17 protein-coding genes are annotated in these 18,385 nt (G+C 38.2%); 10 read left to right on the top strand and 7 right to left on the bottom strand.

Annotation, left to right across the window (positions count from 1 at the left end; genetic code table 11):
- The first annotated feature begins 172 nt into the window (after nucleotides 1–172).
- The 8 genes from QUE35_RS04785 (at nucleotide 173) to hisB (ending at nucleotide 7,281) form a co-directional block, all read left to right on the top strand.
- Nucleotides 173–829, top strand: a complete 657-nt coding sequence (locus QUE35_RS04785) for a phosphatidylserine decarboxylase family protein (RefSeq protein WP_031258917.1) — start codon at nucleotides 173–175, stop codon at nucleotides 827–829.
- Nucleotides 830–873: 44 nt separating this feature from the next.
- The gene (gene pssA / locus QUE35_RS04790) at nucleotides 874–1,563 is read left to right on the top strand and encodes a CDP-diacylglycerol--serine O-phosphatidyltransferase (protein ID WP_022602810.1); all 690 of its coding nucleotides are present in this window, start codon (nucleotides 874–876) and stop codon (nucleotides 1,561–1,563) included.
- Between the two features lie 60 nt (nucleotides 1,564–1,623).
- Nucleotides 1,624–1,881, top strand: coding sequence for a DUF4834 family protein (locus QUE35_RS04795; RefSeq protein WP_022602809.1), 258 nt, complete (start codon nucleotides 1,624–1,626; stop codon nucleotides 1,879–1,881).
- A 373-nt stretch (nucleotides 1,882–2,254) separates the two neighbouring features.
- Entirely contained in the window at nucleotides 2,255–2,674 is a 420-nt protein-coding gene (locus QUE35_RS04800; protein ID WP_009316523.1) for a DUF6789 family protein, read from the top strand.
- A gap of 282 nt (nucleotides 2,675–2,956) precedes the next feature.
- Nucleotides 2,957–3,808, top strand: a complete 852-nt coding sequence (gene hisG, locus QUE35_RS04805) for an ATP phosphoribosyltransferase (protein ID WP_009316521.1) — start codon at nucleotides 2,957–2,959, stop codon at nucleotides 3,806–3,808.
- A 2-nt stretch (nucleotides 3,809–3,810) separates the two neighbouring features.
- Entirely contained in the window at nucleotides 3,811–5,097 is a 1,287-nt protein-coding gene (gene hisD, locus QUE35_RS04810; protein WP_022602806.1) for a histidinol dehydrogenase, read from the top strand.
- A gap of 10 nt (nucleotides 5,098–5,107) precedes the next feature.
- Nucleotides 5,108–6,145, top strand: coding sequence for a histidinol-phosphate transaminase (gene hisC / locus QUE35_RS04815; RefSeq protein WP_009316516.1), 1,038 nt, complete (start codon nucleotides 5,108–5,110; stop codon nucleotides 6,143–6,145).
- A gap of 5 nt (nucleotides 6,146–6,150) precedes the next feature.
- The gene (gene hisB / locus QUE35_RS04820) at nucleotides 6,151–7,281 is read left to right on the top strand and encodes a bifunctional histidinol-phosphatase/imidazoleglycerol-phosphate dehydratase HisB (protein ID WP_031258916.1); all 1,131 of its coding nucleotides are present in this window, start codon (nucleotides 6,151–6,153) and stop codon (nucleotides 7,279–7,281) included.
- 77 nt (nucleotides 7,282–7,358) lie between these two features.
- Here hisB and QUE35_RS04825 read toward each other — a convergent pair whose 3' ends face one another.
- The 6 genes from QUE35_RS04825 to QUE35_RS04850 all read right to left on the bottom strand — a co-directional run bounded on the left by QUE35_RS04825 (nucleotide 7,359) and on the right by QUE35_RS04850 (nucleotide 13,515).
- Entirely contained in the window at nucleotides 7,359–7,895 is a 537-nt protein-coding gene (locus QUE35_RS04825) for a GNAT family N-acetyltransferase (protein WP_022602802.1), read from the bottom strand.
- Between the two features lie 7 nt (nucleotides 7,896–7,902).
- Nucleotides 7,903–8,829, bottom strand: coding sequence for an EamA family transporter (locus QUE35_RS04830; RefSeq protein WP_009316512.1), 927 nt, complete (start codon nucleotides 8,827–8,829; stop codon nucleotides 7,903–7,905).
- A 99-nt stretch (nucleotides 8,830–8,928) separates the two neighbouring features.
- On the bottom strand, nucleotides 8,929–9,495 hold the full coding sequence (locus QUE35_RS04835) for a Crp/Fnr family transcriptional regulator (protein ID WP_009316511.1): 567 nt from the start codon (nucleotides 9,493–9,495) through the stop codon (nucleotides 8,929–8,931).
- 115 nt (nucleotides 9,496–9,610) lie between these two features.
- Complete coding sequence (locus QUE35_RS04840; RefSeq protein WP_169721145.1) at nucleotides 9,611–11,248, bottom strand: OmpP1/FadL family transporter; 1,638 nt, start codon at nucleotides 11,246–11,248, stop codon at nucleotides 9,611–9,613.
- Between the two features lie 127 nt (nucleotides 11,249–11,375).
- Nucleotides 11,376–12,695, bottom strand: coding sequence for a hypothetical protein (locus QUE35_RS04845; RefSeq protein ID WP_022602799.1), 1,320 nt, complete (start codon nucleotides 12,693–12,695; stop codon nucleotides 11,376–11,378).
- Between the two features lie 250 nt (nucleotides 12,696–12,945).
- Nucleotides 12,946–13,515, bottom strand: a complete 570-nt coding sequence (locus QUE35_RS04850; protein WP_009316508.1) for an HdeD family acid-resistance protein — start codon at nucleotides 13,513–13,515, stop codon at nucleotides 12,946–12,948.
- 318 nt (nucleotides 13,516–13,833) lie between these two features.
- Here QUE35_RS04850 and QUE35_RS04855 point away from each other — a divergent pair, with 318 nt between their 5' ends.
- Nucleotides 13,834–15,810, top strand: a complete 1,977-nt coding sequence (locus QUE35_RS04855) for a putative porin (RefSeq protein ID WP_022602798.1) — start codon at nucleotides 13,834–13,836, stop codon at nucleotides 15,808–15,810.
- A gap of 27 nt (nucleotides 15,811–15,837) precedes the next feature.
- Entirely contained in the window at nucleotides 15,838–16,665 is an 828-nt protein-coding gene (locus QUE35_RS04860) for a transporter substrate-binding domain-containing protein (RefSeq protein ID WP_022602797.1), read from the top strand.
- A 43-nt stretch (nucleotides 16,666–16,708) separates the two neighbouring features.
- Here QUE35_RS04860 and QUE35_RS04865 read toward each other — a convergent pair whose 3' ends face one another.
- Nucleotides 16,709–18,376 (bottom strand): bifunctional aspartate transaminase/aspartate 4-decarboxylase, encoded by a 1,668-nt coding sequence (locus QUE35_RS04865; protein ID WP_022602796.1) that lies wholly within the window; start codon nucleotides 18,374–18,376, stop codon nucleotides 16,709–16,711.
- Between the last annotated feature and the right edge of the window lie 9 nt (nucleotides 18,377–18,385).

Consider the following 18,385-nt stretch of genomic DNA (forward strand, 5'->3'; position numbering starts at 1 on the left):
TATATTTCATAAATTCAGAAAAGATATTCAAAAAGTCCAGATATATAATTCATCGAAAAATTCGGACTGTCTCTGAAAGCCTGTCTATAAGATTTTAAAAGAGTTCTTTTGCTATTCCATAAAAATGTCATTACTTTTGCATGATAAATTTTTACGTTGCGATATTATGAAAATGAAAATACATCAGGAAGGACAAAACATACTTATTATATTATGTATTATCTTACTGATACTGAATAGCCTCATTCACTATTTTATAAACATACATTATGTTTCTATCCCTTTTCTTGTAATTTCGATCATATTCTTTTTATTGGTTCTCAATTTTTTCAGATCACCCAAAAGACATTATAAAGGAGATATAGAAAACAGCATCGTAGCCCCCGCCGATGGTACGATCGTAGCCGTAGAAGAGGTTATGGAAAATGAATATTTCCATGATAAAAGAATTCAGGTATCTATTTTCATGAGCATATTCAACGTACATGCCAACTGGTTTCCGGTAAACGGAACGGTAACTCATGTAAGCCACCAAAACGGACGTTTTATGGCAGCATATCTTCCCAAATCAAGTACAGAAAACGAACGTTCTACAGTAGTTATCAAAACAGATAAAGGTGAAGAAATTCTTATGCGTCAAATTGCCGGAGCTATGGCACGCCGCATTGTCACCTATGCAGAAGTCGGAGATAAATGTCATATAAACGAACATATGGGGTTCATAAAATTCGGTTCCCGCGTAGATGTATTTCTTCCTTTAGGGACAGAGGTTCTTGTCAAATTAAATGACAAAACGACAGGGAATATAACTCAAATTGCCAGATTATAGCTTTGTCGAAAAACAGGAAAAGACAAGGCCTAAATGACATCATTATGAAAAAAATTATAGTCCACATACCCAATGCAATTACATGTCTGAATTTACTATCCGGATGTTTTGCTTGTCTTTTCGCATTTAAAACCGATTTTGAAACGTCTGCTTTGTTTATCTGTCTGGCTGCACTGTTCGATTTTATGGACGGATTTGCCGCCCGATTATTAAATGCCTACTCCCCTATGGGAAAAGAGTTGGATTCTTTAGCAGACCTGAGCAGTTTCGGCATGGCTCCAGGTATCTTGATATTCTCTTTTACCGGACAATTAATCACTCCCGAATATCCGATATTCATTCAAGAATACTTCCCTTATTTAGCATTCTTAATACCGGTTTTCTCCGGTTTGAGACTGGCCAAATTCAATATCGATACACGTCAAACTACGTCTTTCATCGGATTACCGGTTCCAGCTGATGCACTTTTCTGGATCGGAGTTTGCTTTTGGGGACTTGAAAACGGATTCAATATTTATGTATTAGGCTGTTTGATCCTAATCTTTTCCTATTTATTGGTATCCGAATTGCCGATGTTTTCTTTAAAATTTAAAGACTTATCATTGCGTAATAATTACATACGGTATATTCTTTTATTAGGAGCAATAGTCTTTATTACATTATTCGGATTCGGCGGATTCGCCGCAGCCATTGTACTTTACATCGTTTTATCAGTTATTAATATAAAACTGTGAAAACAAAAACGGAACGGTTTTTGTTAAAATATAATCGATGCACACAAAATATTCTCAGTTATGGTTATTATTCTCTATAGTCTCCTATTTATATTCATCTTTATCCTTCTTTTAGGATTAGGTTTTATTGGCACAATAATACGTGTCCTTTTTGGAAATACACGACGTAACCCTGCCGATACGACAAAAAACTCCGGCAATCGTCAGGACGGACGCAGTTCAACAAAATGGTATACTTACCAAAAAAGAAGAGAAAAAATATTCGACAAAACAGATGGTGAATATGTCGAGTTTGAAGAAATAAAAGAAGAAAAGTAAGAGCTCACCCAAATTTCGTACAGACATTTTCTGAGAATCTTTTGAGAGCGTTTTTCAGTTCGATAAAGAATGTCGGACTACATGATATACAGAAACAGGAAAACAAAACGGAAAGAAACTCCAAAACCTGACCCGAGCAAAATTCAAACAGGCTCTAAGATTATTTATTTCTCCCCTATTTCCATCCAACTGCAACAAAAAATTCTCCGAATTTTAAATATTTTTTCGTCCCGAAAAATAAATACACAAAAACAAAATGACCATAAAATGTGTTTAACCAACAAATCGTCCGGTTTGTTGAAGAGATCTCTAAACGAATAAACACTACAAATATCGGTTATCTTTTTATTTCAAACCGCAAAATTATAGTAATATGAAAAAAATACAAGAACCTATCATAGGAGGATTTTTTGCAACCCTTGCCTTATTATTTGTCTCTTTTATCGAAAATATCAGCGGATCATTCAATTATATTTCACCTATATTTTTATCATCAATAGCAGACGATTCTATTTTAGGAGCTTTCTTCTTGCAATTAATTGCAGGCTGGATATTTGCATTCATATACAGTCTTTTCTTTATTAAAATACTGAGTTGGGCAAAAAATGATTGGATAAGGGGCTTGATATATGGGATCGTAATAGCTATATTAATGGAAATAGGTCTATACATAGCAGTGGATAATATCATTCTTCCGAACCTCATATTAGACACAATCGGTATGCTTATCGCTTACGGAATATTCGGTATCGTTCTCGGAGCTTTCATTCCTTTGTCAAAAAGAGAAAAATAAATAACGAATTATCGGTTTCGACATTTTTTCAAGAACATTCAAAAAGAAAAAACGCCATATTATTTGCAAATAATAATATTTAATGTACATTTGCAACATCAAAATAAAAGACTTATGACAAATATTACTTTACATCACGGTCATCATCATTCTTAACTCAAATGAGGTGAGCTGTAATTGTATTGTAAAAAAGAAATATAAATAGAAGGCTTGCCGATCGGGTAAGCCTTTTTTTTATGTCCGGAACAAAATTAATTTATAAACTTATAAAAACAATTTATCATGTTACGCATTGCTGTTCAATCAAAAGGTCGTTTATATGAAGACACAATGGGACTTCTCACGGAAGCCGGAATCAAATTATCCTCAGCCAAACGAACTTTATTGATCCCCGCCCGGAATTTTCCCGTAGAAATTCTTTTTCTAAGAGACGATGATATTCCCGATTCGGTCTCTTCCGGTGTCGCCGACATAGGGATCGTAGGTAAAAACGAATTTATGGAAAAGGAAAAGCAAGCTCGCATCGTTAAAAATCTGGGATTCAGCAAATGCAGGCTTTCTCTCGCAATTCCTAAAGACGAAGAGTATCAAGGTCTGGAATGGTTCTCGGGACGTAAAATTGCGACATCTTATCCGGTAATCTTAAACAAATTTCTAAAAGACAACCACATAAATGCCGATATACACGTTATCACAGGATCTGTAGAGATTGCTCCGGGAATAGGCCTTGCCGATGCGATTTTCGATATTGTGAGTTCGGGAAGTACCCTTGTCAGTAACCGACTGAAAGAAGTCGAGGTCGTTGTAGAATCGGAGGCTATACTCATTGCCAACAATAATCTGACAGACGAAAAACTCGAAATACTGGAAGAGTTGATATTCCGAATCAATGCCGTTCAAGCCGCCGAAGACAAAAAATATATACTGATGAATGTTCCCAATAACTCTTTAGATAAAATACTTGAGGTCTTACCGGGAATCAAAAGTCCCACCATCATGCCTCTCGCAAAAGAGGGATGGAGTTCGGTGCATACGGTTCTTGAAGAAAAACGTTTTTGGGAAATCATCAACAAACTAAAAACTGCCGGAGCTGAAGGTATATTGGTACTGAACATCGAAAAAATGGTATTATAATTATGGAAATCATCGAATATCCGTCCCGAGATGACTGGAACAAAATCACTGAACGTCCGCATTTGAATACTTTAGCCTTACACGAAAAGATCAGAAACATATTAAACGAAATCCGAGAAAACGGAGATTGTGCGATACGTTCATATACAGAACAATTTCAAGGAGTCAGATTGTCAGAACTGGAAGTTCAGGAAAACGAATTCGCCGAAGCCGAAAAGCTGCTTGACAAAGAGTTGAAAGAAGCTATTTTGACGGCAAAAAAAAATATAGCTAAATTCCATGCTTCACAGGCTATAACACCTCAAAAAATAGAGACTACCGAAGGAGTAACATGCTGGCAAAAAGCAGTAGGCATAGAACGAGTCGGGCTTTATATTCCGGGAGGTACAGCACCTTTGTTCTCTACGGTATTAATGCTTGCCGTACCGGCTCGCATCGCCGGCTGCCGTGAGATCATCATGTGCAGCCCGTGTAACGCAAACGAAAACATCCACCCGGCAATTCTTTTTGCAGCTCGTACCGCAGGGGTCGATAGGGTTTTCAAATTAGGAGGTGTTCAAGCAATCGGAGCAATGGCATACGGCACGAAAAGTGTTCCTAAAGTTTATAAAATATTCGGTCCCGGAAACCAATACGTAACTGCAGCAAAACAGATCGTGAGCCTGAAAGATGTAGCAATAGATATGCCTGCCGGACCATCAGAGGTCGAAGTTATTGCAGACAGCTCTTCTTTTCCCGAATTTGTGGCTTCGGACTTTTTATCACAGGCCGAACACGGTGCAGACAGTCAATCGATATTGCTCACTACCGAAAAATCGGTGATCGAAAACGTAAAACAAGAGATCGAGCGTCAACTCGAACAGCTCCCCAGAAAAGATCTGGCAAAAAAATCATTAGAACACAGCCGCCTTGTATTATTAAACGACTGGGATGAAGTGATCGACCTTACCAATGAGTACGCTCCCGAACATCTCATCATTCAAAGCAGTAACTACCAGGAATTGAGTGAAAAAGTCATCAATGCAGGATCTGTCTTTCTCGGACCATATACTCCTGAAAGTGCCGGAGACTATGCTTCGGGAACAAATCATACCTTACCGACAAGCGGATATGCAAAAGCTTACAGCGGAGTAAATCTGGACAGCTTTATACGAAAGATAACATTTCAGGAAATCAGCCGGAAAGGACTGCAGAATCTCGGGAACACTATAGAGACAATGGCCGCCAATGAAATGCTCGACGCTCATAAAAACGCCGTATCGGTAAGACTCGCAAAAATAAACCAATAATAAACACAGCATGAAAAAATTAGAAAAACTGGTTCGACCCAATATATGGAGGCTCAAGCCTTACTCTTCGGCACGAGATGAATTTAAAGGTGAAGCATCTGTTTTTCTCGATGCCAACGAAAATCCGTACAATACTCCGTATAACCGCTATCCTGACCCTCTACAATGGAAAGTTAAAGAAAAAATAGCCGATTTAAAAGGGGTAAACATAGAGTCTATTTTTCTCGGCGTAGGAAGCGACGAACCGATAGATCTCTTATATCGGGCTTTCTGCGAGCCGGGTATAGACAACGTTATAGCCATCGATCCGACCTACGGAATGTACAAAGTATGCGCCGACATCAATAATGTGGAATACCGCCCTGTCCGACTCAACAACGATTTCGATTTCGAACCGGACAAACTTTTGGCAGAAGCCGACTCTAACAGTAAACTGCTATTTCTATGCTCTCCGAACAATCCTTCGGGGAATTCGTTTTCCTTTGAAAAGATACGGTATATATTAGATAATTTTCAAGGCATTGTTATTGTCGATGAAGCCTATATAGATTTCTCTGCTTATCCTTCTCTTTTGGAGAAACTCGACCAATACCCTAACTTGGTGGTATTACAGACTTTTTCCAAAGCATGGGGAAGTGCAGGAATACGTTTAGGAATGGCTTTTGCATCAAAAAATATTATTCAGATATTCAATAAGATAAAATATCCTTATAATATTAACCGGTTGACACAGGAACACGCTTTGGAGCTCTTGAAACGAAACGGAGAAATACAAGCATGGGTAAAAGAGCTTGTCTCAGAAAGAGAAATCCTTCAAAAAGAGTTATCCGCACTTCCGGTCATACTGCACATATACCCAAGCGATGCAAATTTTTTACTGGTAAAAACCCGGGACGCTCAAGCCTTATATGATTATTTGGTCGCAAAAGGGATCATCGTCCGTAACCGCAACAAGATCACCTTATGCGAAAACTGCCTCCGTATTACAGTCGGTACACCCGAAGAAAACAAGGCATTGATCGACGCATTAAAAAAAGTAACGTTATGAACTCTATAAAAAAAGTCCTATTCATAGACCGGGACGGAACTCTCGTAGTAGAACCTCCTGTCGATTATCAACTGGATAGTCTTGAAAAATTAGAATTTATTCCGAAAGTATTCCGCAACCTGCATTTCATTAAAGAAAAACTCGATTTCGAATTGGTCATGGTAAGTAATCAAGACGGTTTAGGGACAGATTCTTTTCCTGAAGAGACTTTTTGGCCTGCACAAAATAAAATCATACGTGCTTTTGAAAATGAAGGGGTGACTTTTGATAATATTTTAATAGACCGTTCTTTCCCTGAAGAAAATCTCCCTACTCGAAAACCCGGAACCGGAATGTTAAAAGAATATCTTGACGGAAGTTATGACATGAAACAATCTTTTGTCATAGGTGATCGCATCACCGATATGCAGCTTGCAAAAAATATGGGTTGTCGGGGAATATTCTTAAAAAATGAAGAACAAGGATTACAAGAAATAACAGATAACGGGCTCGATCAAACCTGCGTATTGGTCACTCCCGACTGGGATAAAATCACAGAATTCCTTTTTGCCGGAGAAAGACGTGCAGAAATAATACGTAAAACTTCTGAAACCGACATACATGTAACGATCAATTTAGACGGTAACGGTAAATGTAATATTTCTACCGGACTCGGATTTTTCGATCATATGCTCGATCAGATCGGAAAACATTCGGGAATAGACCTGACAATTCAGGTAAAAGGAGACCTGAACGTTGATGAACATCATACAATCGAAGACACAGGTATCGCTCTTGGTGAAGCTATCGGCAAAGCTTTAGGAGATAAAAGAGGCATAGAACGGTATGGTTACTATCTGCCAATGGATGACTGCCTCTGTTCTGTCGCATTGGACTTCGGAGGAAGGGCATGGCTGGTATGGAATGCAGAATTTAAAAGAGAGAAAATCGGAGACATGCCTACGGAAATGTTTTTCCATTTCTTTAAGTCGTTCAGCGATGCAGCCCGAATGAATCTCAACATCAAAGCTGAAGGAGACAATGAACACCATAAAATAGAAGGAATATTCAAAGCTTTGGCTCGTGCCCTAAAAATGGCTATACGACGAGATATATTCCACTATGAGTTACCGAGTACCAAAGGAGCGATCTTCTAAGATTGGGTAAATTTTTCAATAAAAAGAATCACCGGAATACAACTTATTCTTTCCGGTGATTTTTTTATAAACTATTGCTATTCCGATATATTCCGGCGATAAACCTCATCTTTAATCCGCTCTATATATTGAGGTAAAAAGTCAGAGTTCTCGTTTCCCATAATCCATAACGGACATGCATCTTCTCGCTTATGATAAGAAGGCTGGATATATTCTTTTTCAAGAACCTTATATCCGTTTCTACGATAATATTCCACACGTCGTATAGCAATCTCATCATCAATTGCGGGCTCTACTTCAAGCAATCTCAATCCCGAAAGATTCCTTGCCACATAATCTAAAACCTGCTGTCCGATTTTCTTATTCCTTAAATGAGGATATATAGCGAAATGTTCCAGATAATAGAATGTTTCGAAATCCCAAAACACAAAAAGTCCGCATAATTCTCCATCCAAAACGACAGCATTAAAATGCATCGAGTCGGCAGATTTTATCAAACGTTTCAATTGTTCTACCGGGCGTCTTTCTTCCAATGGAAAAGATTCTTCATATAAAGAAATGAGTCTTTTCAAGAAAGCATCATCAGAATCAGTAATTCGAATTAATTGCATCATAGATTATTTATTTAGAACGGTTAAACAAAAATACGGGAATAAACCGTTTTACAAAATCACTATTTATCCTATTCTCGGATATAATAATAAACACCGCCGATAAAATAACAAAGATACCGACCAACTGTTCCCCATCAAGAGTCTCATTTAAAAAACATACTCCTAAGAACAATGCGGTAAGAGGCTCCATACAGCCCAAGATAGCAGTAATAGTAGACCCGACTTGCTTAATTGCTAAAATCAAAGTAAAATCAGAAATAAGGGTCGGGATCAGTGCAAGTAAAAATAAGTTTATGCCTGCTTTATAAGACGGAATCGCATCTAAACCGTTTCCCTTTATCAAAAGATTTCCTCCAAAAATAAGTGCCGATGACAACAAAACATAAAAAGTCATTTTTAACCCGTCCATTTTTTGAACACAAGACTTATTCACACCGACAATATATATCGCATAAGTGAGCACCGTTACTAAGACCAATGCCAATCCCCTTACATTAATGACTCCCCCATCCTTGCCTCCACTTAAAAAATAGACTCCGACAATCGCCATCACCGCCGCCGTAACAACAGATAAAGAAACCTTACTTTTGAAAAATAATATCATAATAGTCGTCACCAATACCGGATATAAAAAATGCACAGTGGTCGCAACACTGCTGGGAATATACAAATAAGACGCCGTAAGGCATAAAGAAGTAAGGGCATAAAAAACTCCAAGAAAAAATAATGTAACAAGTTCCTTAGCCGTAATACGAAAATCGCTCTTTACAAATAACAAATAAAGCCCTACTATAACTGCTGATACGGCAAAACGGTAAAACAATATAGAATCGATACCTACTCCCTCCTGTATGACCGGTAAAGCAAAAAACGGAATCATCCCGAACGTAGAAGAAGATAATATCGCTAAAAATATGCCTCTGAATTGTTTCATTTATTCTCTATTTTTAAAGTAAAGTATTTTTCGAGGCGCAAAATTGGGAATAATAAAACAATTATCAATTTACATATGTAAAAAAAGAACAGAGACCTATTATTGTATTCCGGCACGTATCCGGCTCAAAGAAACTTGAGAAATACCTAAATAGGAAGCAATGTGTCTGAGTGGCACTTTTTGTAAAATTTCCGGTTCTTGCTCTATCAACAGATGATACCGTTCGGAAGCCGAAATAAAACAACGTTCCATAATCAATTTCTCCAACTCTAAAATTATCTGATCAGACATTCTTCTTCCCCAATTAGCTAATTCGATATTACGGTCGAAAAGCCGGTTAAGAGCATCATTCGATATTTTCAACAAGTCACACTCCTCAAGTAATTCGATATTTTCATATCCTGCAGAACCAAACATATAACCATTCATCGATAATAACGACATACCCGATGAGGCAAACCAAATAGTCACATCCCGATCTTCTTTATAAAAAAATCCCCGTGCATATCCCTTTATAATGAAATAAGAATATTTTTCTTTAACATCGCTTCGTATCAACAAATGACCTTTCGGAAAAGATACTCGTTCTGTCTCTGCAATAAACAAGGACAACGCTTCATCCGAAAGAGGATATACTTTTCTGATTTTTTCTATAAAATCTTTCATTCGATCTGTTTAACAAAAGAACGCCCGAACAAGTCGGGCATAAAAAATATTACATTCTCATTCAATAAACCTTAAAGGCTGCCTAAATCTTCCGATAAAGAGATTCAGCTTCTTATCAGAACTTAAAACCAAGAGTCAATATAAACGAATTATTTTTAGTATGCAAAGTAGCTACCTCCGAAGTCAGGCCCGTACTCGGAATCGGGGAAAACGCTAAAACATCGCTTTTTGCATTTTTATGAATATAAGCCATATCTGCATAAAAAATTCCGAACCGATAACCCAAACCACAAGTATAATATTGCGTACCCCGATCAAGCGTATAGTGAGGAGCCATACCCGCGATATTCAATTCATCTTCTGTACTCACTTTCATAGGAGATAACTGATTGGCATATCCCAAACGAGCACTTAACTGAGGAGTAATGCGATATTCTCCTCCTACCCGGAATGTATGTCCAGCTTTAAAATAAGAAGAAATATCATCATTGACATCATTCATCTCCAATCCGTCGGTTTCGCTTAAACTCATTTTGTCATACGCCGTATATTCATAATCAAAACTGACAATTCCCTTTTTCCCGATTATAAATGCCGTACTCGCCATAAATTTCCACGGAGTAACCAAACTATAATCATAACGACCTTCGGGACTATCGGTAATATCATTACGCGATTCATTACTATTATTTTTTAAATAAGTATAGCTATTGTCCACACTCGCCATATAATAATCGCTCATCGAATAGTAGGTCGGTGTATGAAACGCCAAGCCCAATCGCCAATAATCGGTAACACGAGCTATTAATCCGAGTTTGACATTAAAACCCGTACCTTCTGTTTTCAACCGATTCCATAAAGAGAAATTACTGCTCGTTATCGGATAATTATAAACCTGACCATTATCACCATCTTCTTCCTCATATATAGGAACAAATCCTGATGTATTGGATAAATTTTCATCATGAGAAGAAGTCATTTCATAATCCAAGTCCATTATACCGAGCCCTATTCCGAAATAAACCACATTCGACACATTTCCCCCGAAATTGAACGTATATTCGTTTGTCCGACCTCTTTCCCTGACATAAAGCGATCCCGATCCGGTGGCTTTTGCTCCGAAAAGGCCCTCATAACTGTCATCATAATAACCTCCTTCCGGATTTTCCTGAGGAGAGATCAGCAACGACTCATATCCTAAAATACTCAACCAAGGAAGGCCGTTTATATCATAAGCATCCCCACTTTGCACATCAGCTCCGGCCAAATCGTTCTCCCAAATTCCGAAAGATTTATCGGCAATATAATTCGTTACAGAGGAACGAAGATTGCTATATTGTACCCGATATGTCTGATCATAAGAATTACGACGATTATACGCAAATCCGAAATTATAAGAGACCATTCCCAAATCTTTTCCGGTATTAAAAGTTCCTATTATACCGACATTATCAAAAACAAATTTTGTCAGATTATTACTCACATTGACAGAAGTTTTTGTCTCCGCAGAAATTCCGGCTATACCCAAAGTCGTAACGATTTCATTACTTCTATACACTCCGATACCCGCCGGATTTTGCGACAACGTCGATATATCACCGCCTAAAGCTCCAAAAGCCCCTCCCATTCCCATGTAACGGGCCGTACCTTTTATATCGGTACGAGAATAATTATAGGCATTCATACTGCCTTGCGCGAATAGCGAAGCTACGCAACACATCGTTATCGCCATAATACAAATTGACCGTTTCATTTTCATAAATATTTCTGATATAAAAAACGGAAGCCCACATCACTCCTCGAATTCTCATTCACAATGATTATGGGCTTTCATTACACTATTTCATTATCGAATATTATCTTAAACTTATCTTATCTCTTTATCTCGTACGCCCCCGGGAACCTCCGCTACTACGGCCAACACTACCGCTCGATCCGCTACTGCGAGATGTGGACGGGCTATAGCTACTCCTCGATTCCCGCCTCTGACTGCTTGATGGAGTATATGTGCTGCGTCCTCCGCTACTGTTCCGTACTCGCGATGAAGAGCCGGAAGTACGTCCTGAAGAAGATCCCGGAGTATAAGTCGATCGGCGATTGGTTGTTCCTGAAGGACGGCTATACGTAGAATTACCACTTGATGTACCGATACGAGTACGTCCACGATTCGAATTGGTTTCTCTCATTATAGGTTGCTTGCTTGAAGAAGCCCCCGAAGTGTATTTGTTCCCCGTAGAAGACGGACGGGTATTTATAGTGTTTCTTCCTCCACTATAACGATTTGAAGAACCGTAATTTCCGTAAGTCGTTCGTCCACCATTCGAATAACGGATATCCCGTCCGTTATTCCATCCGGGACGATGTCCGGGATAATAGCCGGGGTGATGGTGATGACCTCCCCAGCCCCAATGCGGATACCATGGTCCTGCCCAACCCCAATAAGGATTGTAGCCCCATCCCGGATAACCATATCCCCATGAGAATCCCCATGAACCGAACCCGAAATTCCAACGCCAAGACAAACTCGAATAACTGTAAGGCGCCCACATATAATTCCAATACCATGGATTGGTCCATGTCGGTGTCACAAATGCATACGAATTATCAATATATACATTCCAATCCGTAGGATCTAAGAAATATATATCCGTATAAGCAGGATCGGAAATATGTATGGTAAATTTCGGATTGTGAAAACGGCGTATCCGTTCGGCATATTCAAGATCACTTTGAGAACCTTCAAAACCATTAAGATAATATCCCGTATTATCATCATCCGCATCCTGCTCATTCTTCTGAGCCATTCGGGTAAACTCATCAAGAGTAATAGATGGAATCGTATCTGTAGTTTCCGGAGAATAACGGCGATTATATGCATCTACTTCCCGATCATAATCAGATTGAGCAGTAGTTGTCGTAACTGTTGTAGTAGTCGTTGTTGTCGTCGCTACCGGCTGTTGATAAACCGAAGTCGATTTTTCCTGTTTTTTCTTTTCTACAATCGGATTTTTATCTTTCGGCTGATAATATAAATCATCTTCGGGAATATATTTTTGCCCAAAAGCAACAACCGATAATCCTAAAAATATCAGGACAGACGATAATCTTTTTATTTTCATTGCGATGTCCTCCCTATAATAATTTTCTATTTTGACTTGTCCTGCCGGCAAAAGTTTAACTATACTGTCACTCTTTACCATATATTATATTTTATTCAAATGTCTATACATCAACGAATAAATACAAGAACAAGCATTATCTTATTGTAAAGATGCAACAATTCGGATATTTCGCTGCATCCCGAAGCAAAGATAAGATTTATACTGGTCAAAGAATACTTAATAATGAATAATTTACCCTATAAAATACATTAAAAGGCATGCTTTGCTCACGCAAAACATGCCTTATCGATAAAGAAAATAGGAAATATATAAAACACAATTGGCCTGATTACTTAGGCTGTTCTATTGTCTTGTCTGGCTTTACATCATAAGAGAAGATAATCAATGCCACTCCCCAATAAACAAAAACAAATGAACAGAGAAATACGATACTGTAGGCTGCAGTAAAAGGTGTAAAGAAAAACAAGAATGAGATCAAAAGCATGATAATTCCGTTAATCAAATACAGCCACCAATATTTATAAGCCGATGTCATAGAAAATGCAGAAATAATATTGCTAAGTCCCTTAAACAAAAATATAAAAGCGAAAAAATAAGGAAGAGTCAATTCGCTCAATGCCAAATTGCTGATCAACAAAAATCCGATAAATATATCGAATATTCCTCCAGCAAGCCACCAGCCCCATCCTTGTCCTCGTTTTTCTATATCTCCCGAAACAGTTAATTGAACCACTCCGAAAAGTATCAATCCCCATCCTAACAGCATCGAAATGACAGCATATCCCATAACCGGTTGAAACAACAACCATAAACCCGCAGGTATCAACAAAATCCCTACCAGCATTATTCCCCACCAATATTTGGTCTTTCCCCAAAAATTAAAAGTCGTAAGTTCCATAATCTTTACTTTTATTGATTTATCATATTAATTCGAAATGTTTAAAGTCTATCTAAATTCTCTGATAAGAAAATGTTATCCGGTTACTTTTGCATTTTCCTCTGAACAGAAATATGTTCTTAAAAGAAAACTCACAAATCTGCCCCGACAAAATTCAGATAGGCTCTTAATCTGCATGTATAACAAGAATAATGGCCGTTTAGATTGATTTATACACGTTAAAGATTATCAAAACCCAAACAACCCTCTCTTTACGAAAGCCTTTTTATAGGCCCGACTCCTTTAATTCTGATTTTTTAATTTTATCTTTGCAGCCGTATGAAAAGAATTTCGGTACTCTTTATTATCGGTATCTGCTGTGTTTTCTCGGTATTTGCCAAGAAAAAGCCGGTTATTGCAGAACCGTATGCATGGCGCAATACACAACCGTTGGGCAACAGGTATCGTGTACCGATGGACACACTTCAGCTCAATTTTTACCAAACTGACCAACCCTCTTCATATTCGACGGCTTATGGTTATACGGGTAATTTAGGAGGTCCGGGATTTTCAAAAATATTTTTCGATCGCCCGCAGATGCCCCAGTTCATATTCAAAGCGCCTTTTCATCCTTGGATAACAACTCCCGAGAATTTTGACTTTTACAATACCCGCATTCCCATGACACTTTTATCCTACCTCACAGGAGGTTCTAAAGTGAAAAAACAAGACGACTTGAAAGCCGTCTTTTCAGGAAATGTAAATGCCAAATTGGGATTCGGGGCAAATATTCAATATCTCTATTCTCGGGGAAGTTATGATCATCAGGCAACAAATGAGCTTTCTTGGCAACTCTCATCTAATTATATCGGAGAAAAATATCAATTACAAGTAATGTTCAACACATATAATTTTGTATGTCAAGAAAACGGAGGGCTTGCTGACGACAACTACATCCTTCATCCTACCGAAATGGATGGAGGAACGGGTATCGATTCGCAAAGTATTCCAATCAACCTAAGCGATGCATACAACCGTGTGAGAGGACAAAACTATTATGCCACACAACGTTATAATGTAGGTTTTTATAAAACAGAGACAAAAGACACGACAACAATAGAGACATTTGTTCCTGTCACCAGTTTTATTCATACGATAGAATACAACCGAAATTTCCGTCGTTTTGTCAATCTCTCGGCTGACGAAGATCAAAAATTTTTCAAAAATACCTATTTCAACAAAAACGGATCGAATGACACGACCTCTTATTGGTCTCTCAAAAATACACTGGGAATCTCTCTGCTTGAAGGTTTTAACAAATATGCAAAAATGGGATTGGCGGCCTATATGACATACGAAATACGCCAATTCAAACTAATGCCGGATACTGTTCCCTCAGCCTTCGCTTTCGCACCTGAAACACCGGTACTCGGAGAGCCTGTAACATTTATAAGACGATCATCGAGCCGATACTATACTGAGAATTTACTATGGATAGGTGCTGAAGTTTCGAAACGGCAAGGGAAAATACTGACCTATACTGTAAACGGGAAATTGGGATTAACCGGTCCGGAAGTAGGATCGTTCGATGTGAATGGAGAAATACAGACTCGCTTTCCTATTTTTAAAGATACCGTCCAATTACGTGCATATGGCTTCTTTAAAAATCTTGAACCTGCATTTTATTATAAGCATTATGTTTCCAATCATTTTATATGGAACAATAACTTCAATAAAATCAGGAATTTTCGAGTCGGAGGAGAATTTGCAATAGAACGTTGGGGCACTCGATTGAACGTTGGTGTAGAAAATGTCCAAAACTACGTCTATTTTGATGAAAACTGCATGCCTCGTCAAGAAAGTTCGATCATGCAAGTTTTTAGTGCCAAACTAAACCAATCATTCAAAGTCGGGATTCTTAATTTAGATCTCGAAGCAGTTTATCAAAAATCGAGCAGACCTTCTATTATTCCCCTTCCCGACCTCAGCGCATACGGAAATCTGTATTTATCTTTTCCGATAGCGAAGGTATTGAATACTCAAATAGGCGTAGATTGCCGGTATCACACCGAATATTATGCAGAAGGATACCAACCGGCAACTTTGTCGTTTTATAACCAAAGGGAATTTAAAATAGGCAATTATCCAATGATGAATGTTTATGCAAACATGAAATTGAAAATGGTGCGTTTTTACGTTTTATACTCGAATTTCAATCAAGGAATGTTCGGTGGAAACAACTATTTTTCTATGTTGCATTACCCAATAAACCCTGCAACCCTGCAATTCGGAGTCTCAGTCGATTTTGCAAATTAAACCTATATAGAGATAAAGAAAGAATATATGAAATACAAAACGCGATTTATTCTCTATATCGTTCTGTTGGTCATAGTACTTTTCATCATGTATATGATACGTACCCAAATACTCGTTCCGTCATATACCCCGAGAGATATTCCGGAAATCAAGCAAGACACACTACGTATTGTAACGGACTATACTCCGATAAATTACTACATATCTGATGATACCATATCGGGATTTGATTATGAATTATCACAACTGATTGCCAAGCGAAGCGGTCTGCATGTAAAAGTATATCCCGAAGTCAGTTTAAGCAAAAGCATAGAAGGACTCGAGAAAAATCGTTACGATATTATCGGGCGTCCTATTCCTGTCACTACGGACAGTAAAGAAAATTTTTTATTTACCGATCCCATCTTACTCAACAAACAAGTATTAGTGCAAAGAAAAGCCGAATATAACAATGGGAAAGACCCTATACGAAATCAACTCGATCTGGCTCAAAAACATTTGAATATTATCAGTGACGCCCCTACCCGTTTACGGATTATGAATTTGGCACATGAAATAGGCGATACGATTTATGTCAATGAAGAAAACACCTACGGTGACGAACAATTAATTATTATGGTAGCCAAAGGTGAAATTGATTTTGCCGTATGCGATGAAACAATTGCCCGAGAAATGAGTAAACATTATCCGGAAATCGATTTCAGCACCGATATAAGTTTTACACAATTCCGATCTTGGGCTCTACGACTTACATCGCCTTTACTTCTCGACAGCCTCAATATCTGGCTAAAAGACATCAAAAAAAGTCCGGAATTTCAAAAACTGAAAACAAAATATTATAAGAAAAAAAGATAACAAAAACGGGAGACAAAAATTTTCTCTCCCGTTTTACAAAAAACTATTTTGATTCACCTTTCGCCTTTTTCCATGCCAAAGCATACTCATCCAATATCAACCGTACCCCCTTCCCGATTTTCTTATAATCATCTTTATCGAGATTGGCCAAAGATGCACGTATCGACCAATCAGGACCATCAAAACCGCTACCGTTAAGCAACACTATACAAGTATCTTTTGCTAAATGAATTACAAAATCAAGAGGATCATAATTAGCTTCAAGATAACAGGCAAATTCATCTCCGTATAATTTCTTTGCCCACACCATAATATCTATTTCTGAATAATATCCGGCACGCAAAGGATCAGGAACAAGCTCGAAACCTGTATTTTCCCACATGGCATCGAGCCGCTCTTTAATCATTTTCTGCATTTTTTTCTTATATCGGTCTTCCTTATCAAAAAGAGCATAAGCCGCAAAAAGAGCCATCTGCATTTGCTGCGGAGTAGAAAGTCCTGCCGTATGATTCAACGCCACCATACGACTATCCGCTACCATACGGTCTATAAATTTAAGCTTCTCCGGATTAAGAGTTATAGACTCATAACGTTTATGCAAATCTTCAATATCCGATTTCGGAAGCGCAGCAATCATCTCATCATAAATATTATTCTCGCTCAATGCTATTACCGCCAAGCGCCACCCGGTAGCTCCGAAATATTTAGAGAAAGAATATACACACAATGTATTCAACGGTAATTCATACATCAAAGATTTGAAATGCGGCACAAATGTCCCATACACATCATCCGTAATAATCATCAGATGCGGATTATCTTTCTTGACAATATCTACGATCTTATCCAAAGACCGTTTGTCTAACGTATAAGAGGGTGGATTACTCGGATTGACGATATAAAGAACCTTTATCGATTTATCTTTCAATTTATCGAGCTCCGAATCGGGATACTGCCAAGTATGAAGTCCTTTTCCTGTCATTTGACTTGCCTGAATTTTAGTCACCTGAAACTGAAAACGATCAAGTTCCGGAATTTCGATATAAGGGGTAAATATGGGTATCATAAGAGCGACCCGATCTCCCTTGGCCAGCAAACGATTTTCTTGCAAAGAATCGAAAATATAACACATAGCTGCCGTGCCTCCCTCCGTAGCAAACAGATCATACTTGAAATTTACCGGCTGACGATCACACATCTCTTGTAACAGATAATCGTGTACAATCATTTCGGCATATTTCAACATACGATCAGGTACAGGATATTGATCTCCGATAATCGCTTCAGCCCATTCGTGTATCAACGAATCCGGATCGACTCTTTTCTTATCGACAAAATAATGATAAGCCTCTTTCAACAGATCAGCACCCGGTAAGGTCTTGTGCTGCTGAATAAAATCTTCAAAGCGTTTAGCAATGCCTTTCTCTACAGGAATACCTGCAATTCCTTCAGAAAGATCGAATACCCGACGGCACTCTTCCAGACCGAATTTTCCCAATAAAAAGAAAGCTTCACGAGGGACTGTTGCAATCCAGTTAGGATTTCCTCGTCCGGCATTCAGAAATAAACAAAAAGCTTTTCGAGTATGCTCTTCAGCAAACTCTATTAACTTATTCTTAATCTCGAACGGACTCATCAATTCAAGTCCTTTTTCAAACTTCCGGCTATATCCTTTCATTAAAGCCGAAGGTAATTTTTCTTTACAATCCATATTACAAAT

Source organism: Coprobacter fastidiosus, assembly GCF_030296935.1.
In the GTDB taxonomy this organism is placed as follows: domain Bacteria; phylum Bacteroidota; class Bacteroidia; order Bacteroidales; family Coprobacteraceae; genus Coprobacter; species Coprobacter fastidiosus.

Coding starts and splice junctions, on each gene's coding strand:
- QUE35_RS04785 (WP_031258917.1), top strand. CDS start 173: ATGAAAATACATCAGGAAGGACAAAACATACTTATTATATTATGTATT.
- pssA (WP_022602810.1), top strand. CDS start 874: ATGAAAAAAATTATAGTCCACATACCCAATGCAATTACATGTCTGAAT.
- QUE35_RS04795 (WP_022602809.1), top strand. CDS start 1,624: ATGGTTATTATTCTCTATAGTCTCCTATTTATATTCATCTTTATCCTT.
- QUE35_RS04800 (WP_009316523.1), top strand. CDS start 2,255: ATGAAAAAAATACAAGAACCTATCATAGGAGGATTTTTTGCAACCCTT.
- hisG (WP_009316521.1), top strand. CDS start 2,957: ATGTTACGCATTGCTGTTCAATCAAAAGGTCGTTTATATGAAGACACA.
- hisD (WP_022602806.1), top strand. CDS start 3,811: ATGGAAATCATCGAATATCCGTCCCGAGATGACTGGAACAAAATCACT.
- hisC (WP_009316516.1), top strand. CDS start 5,108: ATGAAAAAATTAGAAAAACTGGTTCGACCCAATATATGGAGGCTCAAG.
- QUE35_RS04825 (WP_022602802.1), bottom strand. CDS start 7,895: ATGATGCAATTAATTCGAATTACTGATTCTGATGATGCTTTCTTGAAA.
- QUE35_RS04830 (WP_009316512.1), bottom strand. CDS start 8,829: ATGAAACAATTCAGAGGCATATTTTTAGCGATATTATCTTCTTCTACG.
- QUE35_RS04835 (WP_009316511.1), bottom strand. CDS start 9,495: ATGAAAGATTTTATAGAAAAAATCAGAAAAGTATATCCTCTTTCGGAT.
- QUE35_RS04840 (WP_169721145.1), bottom strand. CDS start 11,248: ATGAAACGGTCAATTTGTATTATGGCGATAACGATGTGTTGCGTAGCT.
- QUE35_RS04845 (WP_022602799.1), bottom strand. CDS start 12,695: ATGGTAAAGAGTGACAGTATAGTTAAACTTTTGCCGGCAGGACAAGTC.
- QUE35_RS04850 (WP_009316508.1), bottom strand. CDS start 13,515: ATGGAACTTACGACTTTTAATTTTTGGGGAAAGACCAAATATTGGTGG.
- QUE35_RS04855 (WP_022602798.1), top strand. CDS start 13,834: ATGAAAAGAATTTCGGTACTCTTTATTATCGGTATCTGCTGTGTTTTC.
- QUE35_RS04860 (WP_022602797.1), top strand. CDS start 15,838: ATGAAATACAAAACGCGATTTATTCTCTATATCGTTCTGTTGGTCATA.
- QUE35_RS04865 (WP_022602796.1), bottom strand. CDS start 18,376: ATGGATTGTAAAGAAAAATTACCTTCGGCTTTAATGAAAGGATATAGC.